This is a genomic window from Burkholderia sp. AU38729, from assembly GCF_020419725.1.
GTDB lineage: Bacteria > Pseudomonadota > Gammaproteobacteria > Burkholderiales > Burkholderiaceae > Burkholderia.
This window is the reverse complement of the sequence record NZ_JAIZQO010000006.1, coordinates 161,118-184,905: the sequence shown is the minus strand read 5'-3', so window position 1 is coordinate 184,905 and position 23,788 is coordinate 161,118. Positions and strand designations below refer to the sequence as shown.

General features: G+C 69.6%; 19 protein-coding genes. 2 read left to right on the top strand and 17 right to left on the bottom strand.

Translation table 11 applies throughout. The features are described from left to right. Window positions 1-11: 11 nt before the first annotated feature. Genes LGM56_RS17725 through LGM56_RS17705 form a run of 5 tightly spaced genes read right to left on the bottom strand, consistent with a single transcriptional unit; the run spans window position 12 to window position 5,486 of the window. Window positions 12-887, bottom strand: coding sequence for an amidohydrolase family protein (locus tag LGM56_RS17725; protein WP_226206069.1), 876 nt, complete (start codon window positions 885-887; stop codon window positions 12-14). Further along, window positions 884-1,900: an aldo/keto reductase gene (locus LGM56_RS17720; protein WP_226206067.1), complete on the bottom strand. Its 1,017-nt coding sequence runs from the start codon at window positions 1,898-1,900 to the stop codon at window positions 884-886. The genes LGM56_RS17725 and LGM56_RS17720 overlap by 4 nt, the downstream gene beginning before the upstream one ends. 27 nt (window positions 1,901-1,927) lie before the next feature. Further along, the gene (locus tag LGM56_RS17715) at window positions 1,928-2,875 is read right to left on the bottom strand and encodes an ABC transporter substrate-binding protein (RefSeq protein ID WP_059587348.1); all 948 of its coding nucleotides are present in this window, start codon (window positions 2,873-2,875) and stop codon (window positions 1,928-1,930) included. A 42-nt stretch (window positions 2,876-2,917) separates the two neighbouring features. Further along, complete coding sequence (locus LGM56_RS17710) at window positions 2,918-3,949, bottom strand: ABC transporter permease (RefSeq protein WP_011549867.1); 1,032 nt, start codon at window positions 3,947-3,949, stop codon at window positions 2,918-2,920. After that, entirely contained in the window at window positions 3,942-5,486 is a 1,545-nt protein-coding gene (locus LGM56_RS17705; protein WP_226206065.1) for a sugar ABC transporter ATP-binding protein, read from the bottom strand. Before LGM56_RS17705 ends, LGM56_RS17710 begins: the two co-directional genes overlap by 8 nt. 233 nt (window positions 5,487-5,719) lie before the next feature. Between LGM56_RS17705 and LGM56_RS17700 the strand changes: the two genes are divergently transcribed. Next, window positions 5,720-6,421, top strand: a complete 702-nt coding sequence (locus LGM56_RS17700; RefSeq protein WP_226206064.1) for a FadR/GntR family transcriptional regulator — start codon at window positions 5,720-5,722, stop codon at window positions 6,419-6,421. A gap of 426 nt (window positions 6,422-6,847) precedes the next feature. Next, on the top strand, window positions 6,848-8,953 hold the full coding sequence (locus LGM56_RS17695) for a TonB-dependent siderophore receptor (RefSeq protein ID WP_226206063.1): 2,106 nt from the start codon (window positions 6,848-6,850) through the stop codon (window positions 8,951-8,953). Between the two features lie 36 nt (window positions 8,954-8,989). Here LGM56_RS17695 and LGM56_RS17690 read toward each other — a convergent pair whose 3' ends face one another. The 12 genes from LGM56_RS17690 to xylA all read right to left on the bottom strand — a co-directional run bounded on the left by LGM56_RS17690 (window position 8,990) and on the right by xylA (window position 23,619). After that, window positions 8,990-10,243 (bottom strand): arsenic transporter, encoded by a 1,254-nt coding sequence (locus LGM56_RS17690; protein WP_226206062.1) that lies wholly within the window; start codon window positions 10,241-10,243, stop codon window positions 8,990-8,992. A gap of 37 nt (window positions 10,244-10,280) precedes the next feature. After that, on the bottom strand, window positions 10,281-11,570 hold the full coding sequence (locus tag LGM56_RS17685) for an MFS transporter (protein WP_226206061.1): 1,290 nt from the start codon (window positions 11,568-11,570) through the stop codon (window positions 10,281-10,283). A gap of 21 nt (window positions 11,571-11,591) precedes the next feature. Continuing rightward, window positions 11,592-12,140: a hypothetical protein gene (locus tag LGM56_RS17680; protein ID WP_089498368.1), complete on the bottom strand. Its 549-nt coding sequence runs from the start codon at window positions 12,138-12,140 to the stop codon at window positions 11,592-11,594. Window positions 12,141-12,182: 42 nt separating this feature from the next. Continuing rightward, window positions 12,183-12,755, bottom strand: coding sequence for a hypothetical protein (locus LGM56_RS17675; protein WP_226206060.1), 573 nt, complete (start codon window positions 12,753-12,755; stop codon window positions 12,183-12,185). Between the two features lie 377 nt (window positions 12,756-13,132). Continuing rightward, window positions 13,133-14,509 (bottom strand): sigma-54-dependent transcriptional regulator, encoded by a 1,377-nt coding sequence (locus tag LGM56_RS17670; RefSeq protein WP_226206059.1) that lies wholly within the window; start codon window positions 14,507-14,509, stop codon window positions 13,133-13,135. Continuing rightward, on the bottom strand, window positions 14,491-15,981 hold the full coding sequence (locus LGM56_RS17665; protein ID WP_226206057.1) for a sensor histidine kinase: 1,491 nt from the start codon (window positions 15,979-15,981) through the stop codon (window positions 14,491-14,493). The genes LGM56_RS17670 and LGM56_RS17665 overlap by 19 nt, the downstream gene beginning before the upstream one ends. Window positions 15,982-16,471: 490 nt before the next feature. Then, the gene (locus tag LGM56_RS17660) at window positions 16,472-16,789 is read right to left on the bottom strand and encodes a hypothetical protein (RefSeq protein WP_226206055.1); all 318 of its coding nucleotides are present in this window, start codon (window positions 16,787-16,789) and stop codon (window positions 16,472-16,474) included. A 37-nt stretch (window positions 16,790-16,826) separates the two neighbouring features. Then, window positions 16,827-18,038: a sugar ABC transporter permease gene (locus tag LGM56_RS17655; RefSeq protein WP_226206053.1), complete on the bottom strand. Its 1,212-nt coding sequence runs from the start codon at window positions 18,036-18,038 to the stop codon at window positions 16,827-16,829. Further along, entirely contained in the window at window positions 18,035-19,594 is a 1,560-nt protein-coding gene (xylG, locus tag LGM56_RS17650) for a D-xylose ABC transporter ATP-binding protein (protein ID WP_226206051.1), read from the bottom strand. Before xylG ends, LGM56_RS17655 begins: the two co-directional genes overlap by 4 nt. 65 nt (window positions 19,595-19,659) lie before the next feature. Then, window positions 19,660-20,688, bottom strand: coding sequence for a D-xylose ABC transporter substrate-binding protein (gene xylF / locus LGM56_RS17645; RefSeq protein ID WP_089498362.1), 1,029 nt, complete (start codon window positions 20,686-20,688; stop codon window positions 19,660-19,662). A gap of 125 nt (window positions 20,689-20,813) precedes the next feature. Continuing rightward, the gene (xylB, locus tag LGM56_RS17640) at window positions 20,814-22,292 is read right to left on the bottom strand and encodes a xylulokinase (protein WP_226206050.1); all 1,479 of its coding nucleotides are present in this window, start codon (window positions 22,290-22,292) and stop codon (window positions 20,814-20,816) included. 4 nt (window positions 22,293-22,296) lie between these two features. Beyond that, window positions 22,297-23,619: a xylose isomerase gene (gene xylA / locus LGM56_RS17635; RefSeq protein WP_226206048.1), complete on the bottom strand. Its 1,323-nt coding sequence runs from the start codon at window positions 23,617-23,619 to the stop codon at window positions 22,297-22,299. Window positions 23,620-23,788 lie beyond the last annotated feature (169 nt).

The window sequence follows — 23,788 nt, the reverse complement described above, 5'->3', positions numbered from 1 at the left end:
TTCGTTCGGGTTCATTCGTCGTGGCGTGCGGTGTCGATCCGGTAGAAGCGGCGCGCGTTGCCGCCGAACAGGCCGTCGAGCGCCGCGGCGCCGAGCGACTGCGCGCCATCGTCCTCGCATGCGGCCAGCCATTCGCCGTAGCCGCCGCACGCCGACGCCAGCCGCAGCACCGGCCAGTCGCTGCCCCACATCAAGCGCGTCGGCCCGAACAGGTCGGCCAGCGCCTGGACATACGGCCGCGTGCGCGCGCGCACCGCATCCGGGCCGGCCGACGGCCCCGCCTCCGTCCAGAGGCCGGACAGCTTGCAATGCAGGTTCGACAGGTGCGCGAGTCGACGCATCGACGTGAGCCACGGCTGCATCTCGCCGCGCTCGATGAACGGCTTCGCGCCGTGATCGATCACGATCGGCAAATCCGGGTGGCGTCGCGCGAACGCATGCAGCGCATCGAGATGGCGCGGCATCACCAGCGCATCGAACCGCAGCTCGTGCTCGAGCATCGCGGCGACTGCGCGATCCAGCCGCGGATCGTCGATCCACGCGTCGTCGGGCAGATCCTGCAGCATCGGTCGCAAACCGCGCGCCTTCGGCGCGGACGCAAACGCCGCGATCCGCGCCGGTGCGTCGCCGGCCTTCAGGTCGAGCCAGCCGACCACCGCGCCGACGCTCGGCGTTTCAGCCGCGAGATCGAGCAGAAAGCGCGTGTCGGCTTCGCTCGGCAGCGACTGCACGAGGACGGTGGTATCGATGCGCGCGGCGTCGAGCAGCGGCGCCAGCTCGGCGGGGCCGAAATCCCGGTGAATCGCAGCGAGTTCGGCCGGCGGCCAGCAGCCGGCCCGCGCGCCGATGCGCCAGTAATGCTGATGGGCGTCGATCCGTGCGGTCATGCGCGTGCTCCCGGCACCGGCGCGTGCGCCGCGATCAGCCCTTCGTCGCGCAGCGCCTCCCACAGCTCGGCCGGCGCGGGGCGCTCGAACCAGGCGATGTTCTGCGCCAGCTGAGCCACGCTGCGCGCGCCGACCACGCACGACACGACGGCCGGATGGCCGAACGGAAACTGCAACGCCGCGGCGGGAAGCGGCACGTCGAAGCGGTTGCACAGCGCGCCGAGCCGCGTCGCCTTGTCGATCACGTCGGCGCTCGCGTCCGCATAGTTGAACTTGCCGTTGCCGGCGAGCAGGCCGGAATTGAACACGCCGCCGATCACGATCGCCGTCCCGTCACGGGCGCATGCGTCGAGCAGCGGCTCGAGCGCCGTCTGTTCGAGCAGCGTATAGCGGCCGGCCAGCAGCACCGCATCGAGCGCCGCTTCGTTCAGCGCGTCGGCCGCGACTTCCCATTCGTTCACGCCGAGACCGAACGCACCAATCTCGCCGCCCGAACGCAGCGCATCCAGCGCGCGAAACCCGCCGCCGCGCGTCAACTGGTCCCAGTAGTGCGCGTGACGCTCGCCGTGCGTCATCGCGCCGATGTCGTGCACGTACAGCATGTCGATCCGCGCGAGCCCGAGCCGTTGCCGGCTGTCGTCGTGCGAGCGCATGATCCCGTCGTAGCTGTAGTCGTAGACCGGCCGGAACGGCAGCGGCTCGGCCCAGCCGTCGTCGCCCGGCCGCACGCTCGCGTCGGCCCGCATCAGCCGCCCGACCTTCGTGCTGAGCGTGAAGGCGCCGCGCTCGCGCTGGGCGAGCCCCGCCCCCACGCGCCGCTCGGACAGCGTGTAGCCGTAATACGGCGCGGTGTCGAAGTAGCGCAGGCCGGCCGCCCACGCGGCGTCGACGAGCGCGGCGGCGTCGGCGGCCGACATCGGCCGATAAAGGCCGCCGAGCTGCGAGCAGCCGAGGCCGAGTGCGGACACCGTCAGCCCGCTGCGCGGCAAGGTGCGCGTATCGTGTGCGTTCATGAGGCGTGACTGGATGCGGGAAAGGGATCAGTACAGGACATTCTTCGCCGCCTGCGAATCGAGGTTCTGCTTGTCGACCATCACGACGCCGGTGTCGATCAGCTTCGGCGCGGGCTTGCGCTCGATCACGTCGAGCGCCGTGCGCACGCCCTGGTTCCCCATCTGCCACGAGCCCTGCACGGCGATCGCCTGCACGGTGCCGTCGCGCACGAAGCCCTGCAGGTCCTCGTTGCCGTCGAACCCGATCGCCACCACCTTGCCCGCCTTGCCCGACTGCTTCAGCGCGCGGCCCATCCCGACCGCGGTCGGCTCGTTCGCGCCGAAGATGCCCTTCAGGTCCGGGTTCGCCGACAGCACGTCGGTCGTCTGGTTCAGCGCGGTCGCCATTTGCGACTGCGAGTAGTACGGGCCGACGACCTGCAGCTTCGAATGGCTCTCGATGTACTTGCGGAACCCGCCGACGCGGCTGACCTCGGACCCCGCGCCCGGCACGTACGACATGATCGCGATCTTGCCCGACTGCCCGACGCGGTCGATCAGCGCCTTCGCGCACAGCGCGCCCGCCTTCTCGTTGTCGGTCGACAGGAACGCCTGGTAATACGGCTTGCCGGCATCCGCGATCGCCGAGTCGATCAGCACGACCGGAATGTGCGCTTCCCACGCCTTCTTGATCGCGGGCACCAGCGCATCGGGATCGGACGGCGCGAGCACGATGCCCGCCACGTGACGCGTGACCGCGTTGTCGACCATGTTGACCTGCCCGCTGATGTCGGACTCGGCCGCCGGGCCCTGGAACGTCATCGTGTAACCCTTCGCGCCGTCGAGCGCCGCCTTCGCGCCTTTCTGCACGTTCTGCCAGTAGTTCGAGTTGACCGTCTTGACGATCACCGCGATCTCGCCGCCCGCCGCATACGCACCGCTGCCGCATACCGCGAACACGCACGCCGATGCCGCCAGCAGGATGGATTTGTTCATGTCTCGCTCCGCTTCTCGTGGGTAGGGACTGCTTGCTGCCGGTCAGGGCCGGCGATTGCGCAACTGGTCGATCCACACCGTGCCGAGGATCACGACGCCGATGATGATCTGCTGGATGAAGCTCGATACGCCGTTCATGTTCAGGCCGTTGCGCAGCACGCCGATCACGAACGCGCCGATCGCCGTGCCCGAGATCGTGCCGACGCCGCCCATCAGCGACGTGCCGCCGATGACCGAGCTGGCGATCGCGTCGAGCTCGTACATCACGCCTTCGTTCGGCTGCCCGGTGACGAGCCGCGACATCAGCACGCAGCCGGTCACGCCGGCGAGCGCGCCCGAGAGCACGTAGGTGAACAGCTTCACGCCCTGCACGTTCACGCCCGACAGCCGGGCCGCTTCCGCGTTCGACCCGACCGCGTAGATGTGGCGGCCCAGTGACGTTCTCGACAGCAGCACGGACACCACGACGAACAGCACGACCATGATCACGACCGGATACGGAATGCCGGGAAAGGTCGTGTCGGGAAAGCCGTCCGCGCCGATGCGCGAGATCCGCAGCAGCGCGCCATTACCGAGCGCACCGAACGCGTCGCCGAGATCCGATACCGGCCGCGCGCCGGTGATCTGCAGCGCGATGCCGCGCGCGACGAGCATCATGCCGAGCGTCGCGATGAACGGCGGCAGGCCCATCTGCGTCACGCAGATGCCGTTGACGAGCCCGCACAGCGCGCCGACCAGGATGCCGGCCGCCATCGCGGCGGGCACCGGCACGCCGGCCTTGACCAGCAGCGCCGCGCAGACGCCGGCCAGCGCGAGCACCGAGCCGACCGACAGGTCGATGCCGCCCGTGATGATCACGCAGGTGGCGGCAACGCCCAGGTAGGCGATCGACGTGACCTGCAGGCCGACCGTCATCAGGTTGTCGACCGAGAAGAACGCGGCGCTCGATATCGAGAACGCGAACACGAGCACGACGAGGCTGCCCAGCGCCGCGAACTTCTGGATCAGGTCGCGCCGCCGCTGTCGCGCCGCCCGTTCGTCGGCCTGGCTTCGATCGGATGTCATTTCAAGCATGGGAACGCCCCGACGCAAAGTGCATGATCTCCTCCTGACTGGTGTGTTTCGTGTCGAGCAATGCGGTCAATCGACCTTCGTGAAAAACGGCGATCCGGTCGGTCATGCCAATCAGCTCCGGCAATTCCGAACTGATCAGCACCACGCCGACGCCGTCGGCGGCGAGCCGGTCCATCAGCCCGTAGATCGCGAATTTCGCGCCGACGTCAATGCCGCGCGTCGGCTCGTCGAAGAACAGGATCTTCGAGCCGCGGTACAGCCACTTGCCGATGACGACCTTCTGCTGGTTGCCGCCGGACAGGTTGCGCACGCGCTGGTGCACCGACGGCGTGCGAATCGCGAGGTCCTGCACGTAGCGGCGCGCGACGGCGAGCTCGTCGTCGAAGCGCAGGAATCCGAAGCGTGACGCGATGCCGCGCACGTTCGCGAGCGTGAGGTTCGCCGCAACGGGCATCGGCAGCGCGAGCCCCTCCTTCTTGCGGTCCTCCGACAGATACGCGATGCCGTGCCGGATCGCCTCGCGCGGCGAGCGGATCGTCACGGGCCGCCCGTGCAGCGCGATCGTGCCGCCGTCGACGCGATCGGCGCCGAAGATCGCGCGGGCGATCTCGGTACGCCCGGCGCCCATCAAGCCCGCGAAACCGAGGATCTCGCCGCGCCGCAGCGCGAACGACACCGGCCCGAACACGCCGTCGCGGCGCAGGTCGCGCACGTCGAGCAGCACCTCGTCGGTCGGCACCGATTGCCGTGACGGATAGGCGTCGTCGAGCGTGCGTCCGACCATGCGCGCGACGATGTCGTCAAGGCTCACGTCGGCGAACTCGTCCGTCGAGATGTGGCGCCCGTCGCGCAGCACCGTCACGCGATCGACGATCTGCGCCATTTCGTCGAGCCGGTGCGAGATATACAGAATCGCCACGCCGTCGGCGCGCAGCTCCTCGATGATGCGAAAGAGCTGCACCGTTTCCGCTTCCGTCAGCGACGACGTGGGCTCGTCCATGATCAGCACGCGCGCGTCGTGCGACAGCGCCTTCGCGATCTCGACCATCTGCTGCTGCGCGATGGACAGCACGCCGACCTTCGTCGTCGGGGCCACGTTCAGCCCGATGCGGGCGATGCAGCGCGCCGCATCCGCGTTCATGCGCTTCGTATCGACGAACGGCCCGCGCCGCGGCTCGCGTGCGAGGAACAGGTTCTCCGCCACGCTCAGGTGCGGGACGAGATTGAGTTCCTGGTGAATGATCGAGATGCCTGCCGCCTGCGCTTCGGAAGCCGAACGAAATTGCACCGGCGCGCCGCGATAGTGAACGACGCCGTCGTCGGGCAGGTACTGGCCGCTGATGATCTTCATCAGCGTCGATTTGCCCGCGCCGTTTTCGCCGCACACCGCATGCACCTCGCCGCGGCGCAGGTCGAGGCGAATCCCGTCGAGCGCGAGGACGCCCGGAAAGCGCTTGCGAATCCCGTCCAGGCGCAGGATCTCCCGGTCCGCTGCGTCGTGCGCGGCCTGACCGGGCAGATTGCGAGGCATTGCCATTGCGTCTCCTTGAGGTGGATCGACCTCGGCACTCCCTGGTCAGTCCAATTCGGATGAATTACAGCAACCAAACCTATTTTGGTCAAGCCAATTTAACTATTTCAATCTGATCTTACCAACAGTGAAAACCCGGACATCGGAATGAACTCGCCGCCACGCGGGGCGATGCGGCAGGCGTGATAGACTCCGCGACACGCGCTTGCGCCCAAAGCGCATTGATCCCACTCCATCGGATGAAATCGACAGAACCCAAGCGGCTTTACCAATCCGTCGCGGCCCAGATCGTCGCGTTGATTCGTCAGGGCGAATTCGCGATCGGCGAGCGGCTGCCGCCGGAGCGCGAGCTGGCGCTGACGCTCGGCGTCTCGCGCCCGTCGCTTCGCGAGGCGCTGATCGCGCTGGAAATCGGCGGCCAGATCGAGATCCGCATGGGCTCCGGCGTGTACGTGCGCGACACGGCGGCCGACGCAGTCGGCCCGATCGCCACGCTCGGCGACAGTCCGTCGGAATTGATGCAGGCGCGCGCGGCCATCGAAGGCAGCGTCGCCGCGCTGGCCGCCGCACGGATGACGGCCGCGATGCTCGAGCGGCTGCGCCGCACGGTGCAGCGCATGAAGCGGCTGGCGGAGGCCGGCAAATCCCCGGTCGAAGCCGACCGGCAGTTCCACATGCTGATCGCGGAAGCGGCCGGCAACTCGGTGCTCACCCGCTTCGTCGGCGAGCTGTTCGACAGTCGCCACGATCCGATCGCGACCGCGATGCGCGGCCACGCGGAGAATCCGCAGACGTGGACCGCCGCGGTGCGCGAGCACGAGGACGTGCTCGTCGCGTTGCAGGCCGGCGATCCGATCGCGGCCCAGACGGCGATCCGCGCGCACCTTCGCGCGTCCGAAGCGCGGTGGATCGAGGGTGGGCTGAAAGCCGATCCGGATTGACCCACGCACGGGCGCCGGCACGCTCGTCGTCGCACCACGACGCACGGCGTCATGGGATGAACGGTGCCGACCTCCATGAAATCCGCTGATGCGTGATTCGAGCCCGCGCGGGCGTGACGTCGCTCGACGTCGGCCTGCCTGATCGAACCACGCAAGACGCGACGAACCGGACATTGCCGGTCGCCGCTTTCCGCTGGACGAAGAACCGCCGCTCCCTGGCGTCGTGGAAAAACCCGATTCCGCGCGTTCCGCGACCGCCGCCGCACCGCCCGTCCTCATGTACCCACCCCATCTCAAAATTACGATTGCAAATGCCTCTCATTTGCATTAAATTGCCGCGCAAATGTACTGTTTGGAACACAGATGCCGGCGCAAGGCCGCCCGCCGTGCCCGAACGCGAACGACACAACAAGGAAAAGGACGGGTATGAGCAGGAGGAACTGGGCGGCCGCACCGATGGCCATCGTCGTCGGCACCGCCGGCATGGGCGCCGCCGACGCGCAGGAGACGGCGCTGCCCGCCATCGAGGTGTCCGCGCAACGCGCGACGGCGCCGTTCCGCACGCGCGAATCGACGAGCGCGACGCGCAGCGAGGCGGACGTGATGGAGATTCCGTTCGCGGTCAGCAGCGTCGATACGAAGCTGATCCAGACGGTGGCCGCCACGCGCGGCGACGATCTGTACGACTGGGTCGCGGGCGTGTCGCGCCAGAACAACTTCGGCGGCCTGTGGGACAACTACGCGGTGCGCGGCTTCGCCGGCGACGGCGGCACGTCCGGCACCGACTACCTGGTCAACGGCTTTTCGTGGAATCGCGGGATGAGCGTGCCGCGCGACACGGTCAGCCTCGAGCGCATGGAAGTGCTCAAGGGGCCGGCGTCCGCGCTGTATGGCCGCGGCGACCCGGGCGGGATCATCAGCTATACGACCAAGCAGCCGCAGTTCGCTCGCGCGAACACCATCGGCGTATCGGCCGGCAGCTACGGCGCGTTGCGCCAGACGCTCGACTCGACCGGCCCCGTCACGAAAACGCTCGCGTACCGCTTCGTCGCGATGAACGAGAACAACGGCAGCTTTCGCGACACGGTGTCGAGCAAGCGCTACCTGTTCTCGCCGTCGTTCACGTGGGACATCGGCGCGGACACGACGCTCCACTACGAATTCGAGAGCGCGCGCCAGCGTGCGCCGCTCGACCGCGGCGTGCTGGCGGTCAACGGGCAGCTTGGCGTGATCCCCGCGTCGCGCTTTCTCGGCGAGCCGCGCGACGGCGACTACGACGTGCGCAACACGGGCCATCAGTTCACGCTCGAGCACCGCATCGATTCCAGTTGGTCGATCAATGCCGGCGTCGCGCAACGCAACACCGACCTGTCGGGGCGCTCGTCCGAGGCATTCTCGTTGCAGCCGGACGGCCGCACGCTGTGGCGCCGCTACCGGCAGGTCGCGTTTCACTCGAACGACCTGCAAGGCCGGCTCGAAACCACCGGCACGTTCCGCACCGGCGGCATCGGCCACACGCTCGTGATGGGCGTCGATGCGTATCGCTTCAACTACGACCAGTTCGTCGCGCGCTCGACGCCGAGCGCCGCCGCGCCGTATGCGATCGACATCTTCGATCCGGTCTACGGCCAGCCCGCGCCCGCGCTGCGTACCGCGACCAACCTGCTCGAACGCGATGACGGCCAAGGCGTCTACGCGCAGGACACGCTCGCGTTCGGGCCGCACTGGAAGATCCTGGCCGGGCTGCGCTGGGATCGTTTCCACCAGTCGATCGACAACCGCCTGAAGGGCGTGACGACGAGCCAGTTGCAGACCGCGGTGAGCCCGCGTCTCGGCGTCGTGTATGAAATGAGCCCCGCGTGGTCGTTCTATGCGAACACCGCGTATTCGTTCCGGCCGAACAACGGCGCGGACGTCGGCGGCAACGCGTTCGATCCCGAGAAAGGCCACGGCTACGAAGCCGGCGCGAAATGGGCGGGCGCGCGCTCGCTCACGACCGTTGCGGCGTTCTACGTGACCAAGCGCAACGTGCTCACCGCCGATCCGGCGAATGCCGGCTTCTCGCGCGCGGCCGGCGAAGTACGCAGTCGCGGCGTCGAATTCGAATGGAGCGGCGACCTGGGCCACGGCTTGCGCGGCCTCGTCAACCTCGCGTACGTCGATGCCGAGGTCACGCGCGATACGGTGCTGACGCCCGGCGCGCGGCTCGTCGACATACCGCGGCTGAGCGGCAGCGCGCTGCTGATGTACGAGACGACCCTGCCGTTCGCGGACAAGGCCGGCGCCGGCGCCGGCGTGATCTATGTCGGCCGCCGCGCCGGCAACACGGCCAACACGCAGGACGGCTTCGAGCTGCCGGCCTACGCGACCGTGCAGCTCAACGGCTACGTGCAGGTCAACAAGCACCTGCGCGCGTCGGTCGTGCTGAACAACCTGTTCAACCGCACCACCTACGTCAGCTCGTACAACAGCCTGTGGGTCACGCCGGGCGCGCCGCGCAGCCTGTTCGCGTCGCTCGCGTACTCGTTCTAGCGCGGCCGGGACGGCTGACGCGACGCGCATCGCGCGTCAGCCGCCGACCACGAACCGCGCGCCCAGCGCGAGCAGCAACGCAGGCGGCATCACGCACGCGCCGACCGCGAGGAATGCGCGGAAACCGACCTGCAGCCCTTCGCGCCGGATCGCCGCCAGCCACAGAATCGTCGCGAGCGAACCGGTGATCGACAGGTTCGGGCCAAGATCCACGCCGATCAGAATCGCGTCGACCACCGTCTGCGGGCTGTGCGCGGCGTGGATCGTCGAACTCGCGATCAGCCCGGCGGGCAGGTTGTTGACCGCGTTCGACACCAGCGCGACCGCGACGCCGGCCACGGCCGCGGCGACGTGCTCGCCGCTTTGCATCAGCAGGTGCAGCAGGCCCGCCAGCGCGGGCACCGCGCCGGTCCGGTCGAGCGTCTCGACAACGACGAACAGCCCCGCGACGAGCGGCAACACGCTCCATGAAATCGCGCGCACGATCGGCACGCAGGCCGCGCGATCCCGCATCGCCACGCATGCGACCGTGACGACGCCCGCCAGCGCGGTCGGCAACCCGAGCGGGCGATCGGCGACCGACACCGCCATCAGCACGACGGCCGTTGCGGCGATGCCCGCCAGCGCGATGCGGCCGCCGTTTGTCAGCGGCTGCACCGGCAGCCCGGACGCGCAACGGCCGGACAACGCACGCCGCTGCACGATCCGCAGCATGAAGAACGTGCACGCGATCGACGCGACGGACGGCGCCGCGAAGTGCGCGAGCCAAGCGCCGAGCGCCAGCATGTGCGCACCGTACAGCACGAGGTTCGCCGGATTCGAAATCGGCAGCACGAAACTCGCGGCATTGGCGACGAGCGCGCAGCTGTACAACAGCGGCATCGGGTCGGCCTTCGCGCGGCGCGCGGCGGCAAGCACCGCGGGCGTCAGCACGACGGCGGTCGCATCGTTCGACAGGAACACCGTGGTGACGACGCCGACCCCGTAGATCAACGCGAACAACCGCCGCGGCGAGCCCTGCGCGAGATTGACGACATGCGTCGCGACCCAGTCGAACAGCCCCTCGCGACGGGCCGCCTCGGACAGCAGCATCATGCCCGTCAGGAAGAGGTACACGTCGCCGCCTTTCGCGACGGCGTCCAGCGCCTGGGCAGCCGGTAACAGGTTCAACACGACCAGCAGCAGCGCGCCGCTCACGGCCCAGATGGCCTCGGGCCAGCCGAACGGACGCGTGATGACGCCCGCGGTGGCGAGCGCGGAAATCAGCCAGGCAAGCGAAACAGGATTCATGGGTAAGTAGGCGGAGGCATGGAAATCGACATCGCCTTCACGACGATGTCGCCGATAGATCGGCGGGCTTGCCGCACACGCGGCCCAGCGCGCGCGCATGACCGAGCCACAGCGCGAGCGAGCCCGTCGACACGGCGCCCAGCACGACGAACGCGGCCGGATAGCCGAAGTGCTGCGCGAGCACGCCGCCCAGCACGGGGCTGAGCGCCGCGCCGATGCCCTGCGCGGTCGCGACGGCGCCCTGCCCGGCATTCACGCGGCCGGAGCCGTGCAGCAGGTGAACGACGAGCGCGGGCACGACCACGCTTTGCAGGCCGGCGCCGATGCCGTCGAGCACCTGCACCGGCCACACGCCCGCTTCGCTCAGCCACGCCGCGGCGACCAGCCCGCGCACCGGCAGCACGATGTACGAGAACAGCAGCACCCGCCAGTAACCGTGCGCGCGAATCAGCCGGGGCGCGAGCCACGCCGCCGCGATCATCACGCACTGCGCGATGACGATCGTCTGGGCGGTGAACGCGCTCGCGTTGCTGCGATGCGTGACGACGACGCCCATCCCGTAGAGCGGCAGCATCGCCGCGTTGCCGAGATGAAACAGCGCGAGCGATGCGCCGAGCAGCACCAGCGGCCGGTTGTCGGCGAGCGTGCGCAGGCCGCCGACGCGCGACGGCGATGCGGACGCCGATGCCGATGCCGGCGCCGCATCCGACGCATGCGGATGCGCAGCATCCGTTCCCGGTGCGGCACCGGCGGGATCGAGACCTCGTGCGGACGCATGATCGATCGCGTGCCCGGGAATCGCCAGCGTGCTCGCGATGGCGAGGAGCGTGAATACGCCGACCAGCGCGAACACCGCGTCGAATCCGACATGCCAGCCGAGCCACCCGGCGAGCGCCGCACCGGCGACGTTGCCGGCGTGGTTCGCCATCTGGTTGCGCCCGAACTGCCGGTCGAAACCTTGCCGGCGCACGATGCCGAGCGTCACGCCCGCGGCGGCCGGCGCCAGCACCGCGCCACTGACCGCCGCCACGACCTGCGACGCCGCCACCGCCGGATAGCCGTGGACGAACCTCATCGCCAGCGACGCCAGCGCCGTCACCGCGGTCGCCACGACGATCAGCGCCCGCTTCGCGCGCACCGTGTCGACGAGCGCGCCGGCCAACGGCGTCGCTGCCATCGCGGCCAACCCGGCCAGCGTCATGACCGAGCCGATCGCATCGGCGCCCCAGCCGCGCGACAGCAGGATGACGCCGATGAACGGGCCGATGCCGGCCTGCACGTCGGCCAGGAAGAAGTTGAGCGCTTCGAGCGCGCGTGCCGCTCTCATGGCCGCCTCACGGTCGCACGATCATTCGGCATCCGCATCGACGAGCTCGGCGATCTCGCTCACGTCGAGCGTCGTGCCGTGCGGCGTGACGACGCCGTGCCCCCACGCCTGCACATGGACACCGGGACGCAGATAATCGTGCAGCGCTTCAGCCGCATGCGGCGGCACCCGCAACGCGACGCCGCTCGTCAGCAACGCGCCGTTCAACTCGCCTTTCGGGCCGTGCAGCGCAAACGCGACTTCGCCACTCGATTCCAGCGGAGTGCGAGCGGGGTGCGTCGGCTTCGCCGGCGCAGCGTGCGCGGGCCCGTCGTCGACGATGTCGACGCCGTCGCGGCCGGTCAGTTGCACGGCCGCGATCATCTCGGCGCGACGCGGCTTGACGCCCCGCACGCGGATGCGGTCGCCGACCGCGACACGGCGCACCAGTTCGTGGCCCAGATGCGGCGGCACGTGCACCTGCAGGTCGCCGTTCAGGATCAGGCCGTCGATGTCTCCGTGCGGATTGAGCAGGAACTGCGTGACGCGGCCGCGCGTTTCGGGCAGGCAGGCGGGATCGATCCAATGCATGGCAGGACTCCTTTCGATGGATTGAGGAAAAGCGGCGCGCGCTCAGCGCGCGACATCGTCATAGAGATTCACGACATGGCCCGGCGCGCCGAACGCCGTCGCCTGCAGCGCTTCGCCGTAGGCGTTGCGCGTGCCGTAGCCGACCGCGGCCACGCGCTCGCCGGGGACGAGCAGCGCGCCGAATTGCTGGGCGGCCGGAACGGTCAGCTTGACGATCGCGCCGCTGTCGAGCATCACGCCGTCCGGCTCGCCGCGCGGCGCGCGCGTCACGCGGCGCACGACGCCGGACACGCTCAGGCGGGCGAGGTTGACGCCGCGCAGCATGGGCGGCACCGGCGCGACGGGCGCAGGCGGTTGATCGGACAGCGACGCGCCGGTGCCGTCATTGCGGACGACACGGGCACGGATTTCATCGTCGATGCGTCGTTCGCCGGCGACCGTCACGCGGTCGCCCGTCTTCACGAGTGCCGTCAGTTGCGAACCGAGATGCGGCGGCAGGCGGACGAGCGTGCCGTCGGAGAGCACGAAGCCGTCGACGGTGCCTTCCGGATTGATCGTCAGGCGCGACAGCGTGCCGGACACCAGCGCATGCCGTGCGGTGTCGTTTCCGGGCACGGCAGGCACCAGCGCGCGAGGCCGAGGAGGAGCAGGCGGCGGCATGGCGCCGGCCGGATCTTCCGCGCGCGGTGCGGGCGGCACCTGCGCCACGCTGACCGTTGCGACGGCAACGAGCGCGGCCGCGCAGAGCATGCGAGACGAGCGGCGCACGGCGGCACGGCGCCGCGGCCGCGATCGAACGACAGGCAGGTACGACTTCATGACGGGCTCCGGCGACGGGTTGCGATGCATCGATATCCGCAATACCCGTGCCAACCCGCGACGCCCCGCGTGGCCGTGCGCCGAACGACGACGCGCGCGAAACCTGTCGGATTTCCCGACACGTCGCGTCGCCGGATGTCGGCATTCCCGACAGTCGAAACGGCGAGACTAGCCTAGTCGCCGCGCTCGATCCCGAGATTCGCCATGCGCGCATAGAGCGACTGGCGGCCGATCCCGAGCTGCCTCGCGGCTTCCGCGCGGTTGCCGTTCGCGCGCTCGAGCGCGCGCAGGATCGCCGCGCGCTCGACCGTCGCCAGTGCATCGGGCAGCGGCATGTCGAGCAGGTGCGCCGGCACCGCATCGGCGTGCGGCTCGCGCGCCGGCCCGGCGGCCAGACCGAGATCGGCCGCGCCAATGGCCGGCCCCGGCGCGAGCGCGGCCGCCCGCTCCATCACGTTGCGCAGTTCCCGCACGTTGCCCGGCCAGCGGTGATCGAGCAGCGCGCGCTGGGCGTCGTTCGTCAGATGCAGCGCGCGCATGCCTGCCGCGCTGCCGAGGAAATGCGCGGCGAGCGGAAGGATGTCGGCCACACGCTCCGCGAGCGGCGGCAGGTGCAGCGGAATGACGTTCAGCCGATAGAAGAGGTCTTCGCGGAACGTGCCGTCCGCGACGGCCGCGGCGAGGTCGCGGTGCGTCGCGGCCACGACGCGAATGTCGATCGCCGTGGCGCGATCCGCGCCGAGCGGCGTCACCTGGCGCTCCTGCAGCGCGCGCAGCAGCTTCGCCTGCATCGCGGCGGGCATGTCGCCGATCTCGTCGAGAAAGAGCGTGCCGCCATCGGCCTCCACGAGCCGCCCCGCACGATCGGCATGCGCGCCCGTGAACGCACCGCGACGATGCCCGAACAATTCGCTTTCGAGCAGGTCGGCCGGAATGGCCGCGCAGTTGACGGCGACGAACGGCCCCGCATGCCGGGCCGATGCCGCATGCAGCACGCGGGCGGCCACCTCCTTGCCCGTGCCCGTCTCGCCGGTCAGGAGCACGGTCGCGTCGCTCATCGCGGCGCGGCCGACCTGCTTCTGCACGTCGCGCATCGCGGCGCTCACGCCCAGCAGCCGCGGTCGGTCCGCCGACGGCTCGCCCGCGAAATCGCTGTCGCCCGGCGCGCGCGCGGGCGGCTGATTCGCCGACACGATGCGTTCGAGCAGTTGCGCGATGTCGCGACGCCCGATCGGCTTCGTCAGGTGATCGAACGCGCCGAGCCGCATCGCTTCGATCGTGTTGTCGCTGGTCGCATGGGCCGTCAGCATGACGACCGGAATCGCGGCCAGCGCGGGATCGTCGCGCAGTTGCGCGAGCACGGCCAGCCCGTCCAGATCCGGCAGGCGGAAATCCAGAAAGATGCATTCGACGCCCCCGCCATCGCGCAGCGCGCTGAGCGCGGCGCGGCCGGAGGCGGCCTCGACCGCCCGATGACCGAGATCGGCGAGCGTTTCGGCGAGGCTGTCGCGAAAGGCCGCGTCGTCGTCGACTATGAGGATGTTTGCCATGGAATTTCAATCACGAATGCGGCGCCCCCGTCGAGGCGCGCGTGCCCGCCGTGCGCCGCCGCCACTTCGCGGACGACGGCAAGACCGAGGCCCGTGCCGTCCGCGCGGCCCGTCACGAACGGCTCGAAAATCCGCTCGCGCTGCGCGGCCGGCACGCCGGGGCCGCTGTCCGACACGGTGAGGCACAGCCAGTCGCGCCCGGCGAACATGCGCCGCTCGGCGGCGAGCGTGACCGCGCCGCCGTCGCCCGCGTGGTGCAGCGCGTTGAGCAGCAGGTTGTCGAGCGCCCGCCGCATCTGGTCGGGATCGAAAGCAGGACGATCCGACGGCCATGCCAGCCGTTCGCCCTGCCCCGCGAGCGACAGCGTCAGGTCGATCGCTTGCCGCTGCGCCAGCTCGCGGTGCGCGTCGACGACCTGCGCGAGCCAAGCGTCGACGTCGACCCGTGTCGCATGCGGGCGCACCGGCTGCGTCAGCGCGAGCAGGCTCGACAATTGCCCATCGATGCGCTCGATCTGCGCGAGGATCACGCGCAGCGCGTCCTGCTGCCGCCTGCCATCGCCGGCCAGCGCGTTTTCCGCCTTCAGCCGCATCGCGCCCATCGGATTGCGAATCTCGTGCGCGACCTGCGCGGCGAGCTTGCCCAGCATGCCGAAGCGTTCGGCCTGCGCGAGGCGCGTGCGCAGTTCGTCGGCCTGCTGTTGCAGCAGGTTCGCGCGCCGCGCCCGCTCGTTGAACGCATCGATGACGCGGTCGAGATCGGGCTCGCCGACGTACGGCAGATGATGCGCGCGACCGTCGGGGCCCAGCCCGCTCTCGATCCGCGCGAGATTGCGCTTCCATCGGCGCAGCGCCACGGCCAGCGCCGCCGCGATCGCCAGAATCACGGCGAGGACGGCCGCGAGGCCCGTGGCCAGCAACTCGCCGTGCCGGCCCAGCGGCGGGCGCGCACGCGTCAGCATCCACACGTACAGGCCCGATCCGCCGCGTACCGGGCAGGCCGCCGCGATCACGGCATCCTGCGCACCTTCGACGACGTTCGCGGTCGCGGCATGCGTCGCCGCCGCGGCGCGCAGCGTGCGGAGGATCAGCGGCGTTTCCGCTTCCGGTACGTCGTGTTTGACGCCGCTGCCCTGGTAGGTGGGAAAGGAATACGCGAGAAAGCCGCTCGCCGCAGGCGCGGCGCCGGGCATCCAGAACCCGCCTTCCATGTCGGGGGCGCGGGAAAGCACGATGTCGAGGATCGCATGCATCAGCTCCGGGGCGGGCCCGGCGCCCGGCGACGCGGAAGACGCGCTGTAACGCGACGCGACCGCTTCGCAGGCCGACGCGCCGGCAGCCTTCGCGCTCGCGACCTGCTGACTCTCGGCGGAACTCGCGGTGATCCAGACGACCGCGACCAGCGTCGCGCACAGCGCCGCGACGAGTGCCCAGAGCATGACGAGTTGGGTGGAAAACGACGGACGCTTCATCGGATCGGGCTGGCGACTGAGGACGACAGCATAGCGTATCGCCTGTCGTGCGAAGCCGCCACGCTCGCCATGCAGCGCACGGGGGTCCTGCCGGGCCGGCGGCACCGGCTCGCCCCGGAAAGCCGGGCGAAAGCCTCGGGCGCCGGACGGCCTTCCGTCCAGCGTCCAGCCCGACGTTTCCCGTCGAGCCCCCATGCGCGTCGTTTCCGTTCGCACCTTGCTGCACCCGCTCCGGCCGCCGCAAGTCATGCCATCCCGAACGCAGACGATCACAGCGGCGGGAGGCGGCGGCGACCGCGCAGGGTGCGCGTCGGGAGCGGGCGGGTCAATGACGCGTTATCTGGCAACGGCCGCGTCAGCCCGCGACGCGGGGAATCCTCGCCCCCAATCGGCGTGCGATTCGATTCGCCGCGTTGAACGTCGACCGCGCGGCGTGCGCGGCGCAATCGGTTTTCGGCTGGCGCGTTGGCCGCGTCGGCCGCCTCTCCCGTCAGCGTGCGTCCACGGGCACGGCAGCGCGCTTCGCCAAACCGTCCCGCTCGATCCGCTCGACGATACGAACGAGCCGAATGATGTCGGTCAGCGCGAAATCGGCCGCATCGGGCCGCGGCCTGCCGCACTGGTCGGCCATGCGCGTCGCGAACGCGAGCGCTTCGGCACGCTCGCGCAGCAGCGCGCGCAATGCATCCGCGATCACCTGCCGGTCGCGCGGGTCAGCCAGGCCCAGCACGGAACCGTCGTCCGGCATCGCGAACGGCCCGGCCGCCAGCACGGCCACCTTCGGCACGCGCATCGTGTTTCGTTCCATGGTCTTCCTCGTTGTCGACTCGCGACCGACCGGCGCGTCACCGCCGGTTCGACCGCGACACCACGTCGATCCACACCGCCAGCACCAGCACGGCGCCCTTGACGATCATCTGCCAGTACGCGTCGACGTCCAGCATCGACATGCCGTTGTCGAGGCTCGCCATCACGAGCGCGCCGATCAGCGCGCCGTAGACGGTGCCCGACCCGCCGCGCATCGACGTGCCGCCGATGAAGCACGCGGCGATCGCGTCGAGTTCGCCCATCGAGCCGGCGGACGGCGACCCGGCAGCGAGCCGCGCCGTGTTCACCAGGCCGGCAAACGCACACATCAGCCCCATCAGCGCGAAGATCGCGAGCTTCACGCGGTCGGTGTCGACGCCCGACAGCCGCGTCGCCTCCAGGTTGGAACCGACGGCGTAGATGCGCCGCCCGAACACGGTCTGCGTCGCGATCCACGAGAACACGCCGAGCAGCACGAGCAGCAGCAGCACGGGCACCGGGATACCGCCGTAACGGTCGAGCGTCGCGACGAACGCGAACAGCACCGCGCCCGCGCCGACGACCTTCGCGACGTCCTGCCACCGCGGCGCGACCGCGAGCCGGTAGCGCCGCCGCGTCGCGCGCTGCCGCACCACCAGCAGCAACACGAGCGCGAACAGCAGGATCGCGAGGCCGTCCCCCGCCAGGCGCGGCAGATAGCCCTGCCCGATGAACACGAAGCCGTCCGATACCGGCGCGATCGTCGAGCCGCCCGTCACGCCGAGCAGGATCCCGCGGAACGCGAGCATCCCGCCCAGCCCGACGATGAACGACGGCACGCGCCGGTAGGTCGACCACCAGCCGTTGAACAGCCCGATCAGCACGCCGAGCGCGAGCACGGCCGGGATCGTCGCCGCGACCGGCCAGTGGCGGTTGACGTCGAGGATCGCCGCGACGCCGCCGAGCAGCCCGAGCAGCGAGCCGACCGACAGGTCGATCTCGCCCGCGATGATGACGAACACCATCCCGCACGCGAGCATGCCAGTGATCGACATCTGCCGCAGCAGGTTCGATACGTTGCGCGGCGTGACGAACGCGCCGTCCGTCAGCACCGAGAAGAACGTCCAGATCACGACGACCGCCAGCAGCAGCGCGAGCAGCTTGTAGCGCGCGAAGATCTGGCGAAGCGGCAGCCGCGCCGGGCGGCCGGCGGAACGCTGCGCGTCGGCGGCCGGCGTCGCCGGGGTCGAGGAAGAAAGTTCGGAATTCATGTCGCACTCGCTGCGGTGGGTTCGGTGGGCAGTCGCGCGGGCTTCAGCGCGGCGCCGAGAATCTGTTCCTGCGTGAGGCCGTCGTTGACGAAATCGCCGCGCAGCTCGCCTTCGCCGATCACCAGCACGCGATCGGCCAGCCCGAGCACCTCGGGCAGCTCCGACGACACGACGATCAGCGCGACGCCGCGCTGCGCCAGCGCGAAGATCAGCCGGTAGATCTCCACCTTCGCGCCCACGTCGACGCCGCGCGTCGGCTCGTCGAGGATCAGCACCTGCGGCTCGGCCAGCAGCATCTTGGCGAGCACCGCCTTCTGCTGGTTGCCGCCGGACAGGCTCGCGATCGGCAGGAACGGATGCGCGGCGCGCACCGACAGTCGCTGCATCTCGGTGCGGATCGCATCGAGTTCGGCGGCTGCGTCGATCCGCCCGCGCGCCGCGAAGCGCCGCAGCACCGCCAGCGTGATGTTGTGGCCCACGCCGAGCTGCGGCACGATGCCGTGGCGCTTGCGGTCCTCGGGCACCATCGCGATCCCGGCGCGGATCGCGTCGGCCGGCGAGCGGATCGACAGCACCCGGCCGCTCATCAGCACGGTCGCCGTGCACGCGCCCGGATACGCGCCGAAGATCGCCTGCATCAGCTCGGTGCGGCCCGCGCCCACGAGCCCGGCGACGCCGAGGATCTCGCCGCGCCGCACGCTGAACGACACGTCGTCGACCCGCTTGCGGCGCGCGTTCGTCACGTCGCGACAGGTCACGTTCCGCGCTTCCAGCACGACCTCGCCGATCTCGTGCGGCTCGCGCGGATACAGGTCGCGGATCTCGCGGCCGACCATCATCGCGATGATGCGGTCGGTGGTCAGCGCGCGCATCGCCTCGGTGGCGACATGACGGCCGTCGCGAATCACGGTGACCGTATCGCAGACGGCCGCGACCTCGTCGAGCTTGTGCGAGATGTACACGCACGCGACGCCGCGCCGCTTCAGGTCGCGCACGATGTCGAGCAGGATGCGCGTTTCGGCGGCGCTCAGCGACGACGACGGTTCGTCGAGGATCAGCAGCTTCGCGTCCTTGTTCAACGCCTTCGCGATCTCGATCAACTGCTGGTGGCCGCCGCCGTAGTTCATCACCGGCTGCGCGACGTTGATCGAGTCGATCCGCAATTCGCGCAGCAGTTCCTCGGCGCGCCGGACCATCGCGGCGAAGTGCATGCGCCCGCCCGGCAGCGTGATCTCGTTGCCGAGGAAGATGTTCTCGGCCACCGACAGTTCGGGCACGAGCATCAGCTCCTGGTGGATGATCACGATGCCCGCCCGCTCCGTGTCGCGCACGCCGGATGCCGCGAGCGGCGCGCCTTCCCAGCGGATGTCGCCGTCCCACGTGCCGTGCGGATAGACACCCGACAGCACTTTCATCAGCGTCGACTTGCCCGCGCCGTTCTCGCCGCACAGCCCGACGCATTCGCCGGGCCGCACGGTGAGATCGATGCCGTCGAGCGCTTTCACGCCGTCGAAGGTCTTGACGATGCCGCGCATCGTCAGCAAGGGTTCCGTCATTCGTTCTTGCCTCGCAGTCAGCGCGGCCGCCGTCGCGGCGGCCGGGCGTCACGTCCGTCGTACGCTTACTGGCTCGCCAGCTGCGCCTGGGTATAGAAGCCGTCCTTCACGACGACGTCGACGTTGCGCTTGGTCAACAGCGTCGGCTGCAGCAGCACGGTGTCGACCTTCTTCCTGCCGTTGTCGTACTGCGCGTTGAACGCGGGCTTCGTGCCCTTCGCGAGATCGACTGCGAGCTTCGCGGCTTCGCTCGCGATCAGCTTGAGCGGCTTGTAGACGGTCATCGTCTGCGTGCCGGCGATCACGCGCTTGACCGCCGCGAGATCCGCGTCCTGCCCGGATACCGGCACCTTGCCGGCCAGATGCTGCGCGGCGAGCGCCTGGATCGCGCCGCCGGCCGTGCCGTCGTTCGACGCGACGATCGCATCGATCTTGTTGTTGTTCGCGGTCAGCGCATCCTCGGTGATGCGCAGCGCGGTCGACGCGCTCCATTCGGGCACCCACTGCTGGCCGACGACCTTGATGTCGCCGCGATCGATCGCGGGCTTCAGCACCTTCAGTTGTCCTTCGCGCAGCATCTTCGCGTTGTTGTCGGTCGGTGCGCCGCCGAGCAGGAAGTAATTGCCCTTCGGCTTCGCGTCGTAGACGCCCTGCGCCTGCAGCTCGCCGACCTTCTCGTTGTCGAACGAGATGTACGCATCGACGTCCGCGTCGAGGATCAGCCGGTCGTACGACACGACCTTGATGCCGGCCTTCCTCGCTTCGGCGACGACGTTGCCGAGCGTCTTCGAGTTGAACGGCACGATCACGATCACGTCGACGCCGCGCGAGATCAGGTTCTCGATCTGCGAAATCTGCCGCTCCTCGCTCGCGTCGGCCGACTGCACCGACACCTTCGCGCCGAGCTTCGTCGCGGCCGCGACGAAATAGTCGCGATCGCGCGACCAGCGCTCGACGCGCAGGTCGTCGATGCAGAAGCCGATTTCGGGCTTGTCCTTGCTCGCATGCGCGAGCGGTGCGCCCAGCGCGAACAGCGCCAGCGCAGCGGCGCCGGCAAGCGAACTCAATACGGTACGACGCGTCACGGTTTTCATGTCTCCAGACTCCTTGTTATGGAACCACCTCACGAACCGCGGGAGGCCGCCGGAATGCGCCGCCCGCATCGAGTCACTGCAAAGCACGGCATCGTGCGACGCGCATCGCATCAGCGATCCGCCCGTCAAGCGCCCGTGGCAAACACCGGTTCGAGCGCGCGATACAACGCGCGAAACGTCGGCCGCCGCACGTCGCGATACCACGCGTGGCGCGCCATGTCCGGCTCGCGCACCGCGACGACGGGCGGCTGCGGGCACACGTCGTCGAGCCGCGCATCCGGTTCGAGCGCGAGATACGCGAGGCGCGCCGCACCCAATGCCGGCCCCACCTCGCCGCCCGCGCGCAAGGTCAGCGCACGGCCGCTCAGGTCGGCGAGCATCTGCGTCCAGTACGCGCTGCGCGAGCCGCCGCCGATCACCGTGATGCTGTCGGGCGCGAGCCCGGCCGCATGCATCGCATCGATGCCGTCGAGCAGCGCGAAGCCGACGCCTTCGAGCGTCGCGTTCGCGAGATCCGCACGCTGTGTGTCGGGCGTGAGCCCATAGAACACGCCCTTCGCATTCACGTCGTTGTGCGGCGTACGCTCGCCGCTCAGGTAAGGCAGGAACCACGGGCGGCTCTCGCGCGCATGCGTCTCGGCATCGTCGAGCAGCGCCGCGACGCCGTCGTAACCGGCCAGTTGCGCGGTGAAGTCGACGCAGCCTGCCGCGTTCAGCATCACGGACATCAGGTGCCACGTCTGCGGCAGCGCGTGACAGAAGCTGTGCACCGCCGATTCGGGATTCGCGCGGAACCCGTCGGACACCGCGAAATAAACGCCCGACGTGCCCAGCGACAGCAGCGCATCGCCGGGCCGCACGATGCCGACACCCACCGCGCCGGCCGCGTTGTCGCCGCCGCCGGCCACCACCGGGATCTCGCGCAGCCCGAGCGCGCGTGCGACGGCCGGCAGCAGCGTGCCGGTGACGCGATTGCCTTCGAACACGGCCGGCATCTGCGCGCGCGACAGCCCGCAGGCAGCCAGCAGCGTGTCGTCGTAGTCGCGCTTCGCGACGTCGAGCCACAGCGTGCCGGCGGCATCCGACGGATCGGTCGCGAATGCGCCGGTCAGCCGGTAACGCAGGTAGTCCTTCGGCAGCAGCACGTGGGCGATGCGTGCGAACACGTCGGGTTCGTGACGGCGCACCCACAGCAGCTTCGGCGCGGTGAAACCCGGCATCGCGATGTTGCCGGCCACCGCGCGCAGCGTGGGCGCGAGCTGTTCGAGTTCCGCGCACTCGGCGTCCGCGCGGCCGTCGTTCCACAGGATCGCGGGGCGCAACACCTCACCGCGCGCATCGAGCAGCGTCGCGCCATGCATCTGGCCGGTCAGCCCCAATGCGTCGATGTCGCGCGGCTCGATACCCGCCGCGCGCGCATCCGAAACGAGTGCGGCCAGCACGCCGCACGCGGCATCCCACCAGTCGCGCGGCGCCTGCTCGGACCAGCGCGGTTGCGGCCGGCTCACCGCGAGCAGGCGGCTCGCGCTCGCGCGCACCGCACCGTCGCGGTCGAGCAGCACCGCCTTCACGCCCGACGTGCCGAGATCGAGTCCGATGTACATGGCGTCAGCGCAGCCCGTAGATCGCCTGGTTCACGATGTTCTCGCAGCGCTCCTGCGCGCCGCTCACGTGCTGCGGGTTCACCCCGCGCGCGAGCGCATCGGCCGCGAGCGACTCCAGCGTATAGTCGCCCGACAGGATCTTGCGGCCGAACGCGTCGTCCCACCGCGCATAGCGTTGCCGGCGCAGCGCGTCGAGCCGGTCGTTCTCGACCAGCACCGCCGCGCGTTCGAGCGCGAGCGCGAGCACGTCGATCGCGCCGACGTGGCCGTAGAACAGATCTTCCGGATCGATGCTCTGGCGGCGCACCTTCGCGTCGAAGTTCATCCCACCGGTCGTGAAGCCGCCGTGACGCAGGATTTCATAGAACGCGAGCGTCAGCTCCTCGACGCTGTTCGGGAACTGGTCGGTGTCCCAGCCGTTCTGCGGATCGCCGCGGTTCGCGTCGACGCTGCCGAACACGCCGAGCGCGAACGCATTCGCGATCTCGTGATGGAACGAGTGGCCGGCGAGCGTGGCGTGATTCGCCTCGATGTTCACGCGGATCTCGTTCTGCAATCCGTACTGCACGAGGAAGCCATGCACGGTCGCGACGTCGTAGTCGTACTGGTGCTTGGTCGGCTCCTGCGGCTTCGGCTCGATCAGCAGCGCGCCCTTGAAGCCGATCCGGTGCTTGTGCTCGACGACCATCGACAGGAAGCGGGCGAACTGGTCGCGTTCGCGCTTCAGGTCGGTATTGAGCAGCGTCTCGTACCCTTCCCGCCCGCCCCACAGCACGTAGTTCTCGCCGCCGAGCCGGTGCGTCGCGTCGAGCGCATGGCACACCTGGGTCGCGGCCCACGCGAACACGTCGGGGTTCGGGTTCGTCGCGGCGCCGGCCGCGAAGCGCGGGTGCGAGAACAGGTTCGCGGTGCCCCACAGGAGCCGCACGCCGCTCGCCTGCTGACGCTCGCCGAGATAGTCGACCATCCGCGCGAAATTCGCCGCGTATTCGCGCAGGCTGTCGCCTTCCGGGGCGACGTCGGTGTCATGGAACGTATAGAACGGCGTGCCGAGCTTCGTGAAGAACTCGAACGCCGCATCGGCCTTCAGCCGCGCCCGTTCGAGCGCGTCGCCCGGCTGCTGCCACGGCCGCTGGAATGCGGCCTGCCCGAAGATGTCGTGCCCTGGCCACACGAACGTGTGCCAGTAGCACACCGCGATCCGCAGATGCTCGGCGAGCGTCTTGCCCAGCACGCGCCGCTCGGGGTCGTAATGGTGGTACGCGAGCGGATTGTCCGACTGCGGGCCTTCGTAGCGAATCGCGGGAATGTGTTCGAAATACGACATGGCGTCTCCGTGCTGGGTCTTGTTGCAGCGCAACGTGCGTCGGGGTGGCGCACGCGGCCGAATTCGGTAGGCTGGATCGTGCCCGCGCCCCTGCCGGGCGGCAATTGCGAAATTGCGCAGCACGCTTAATGTTTCTTGCCAGCCGCTGCGCGCGGCGCGCGTTCCGCCC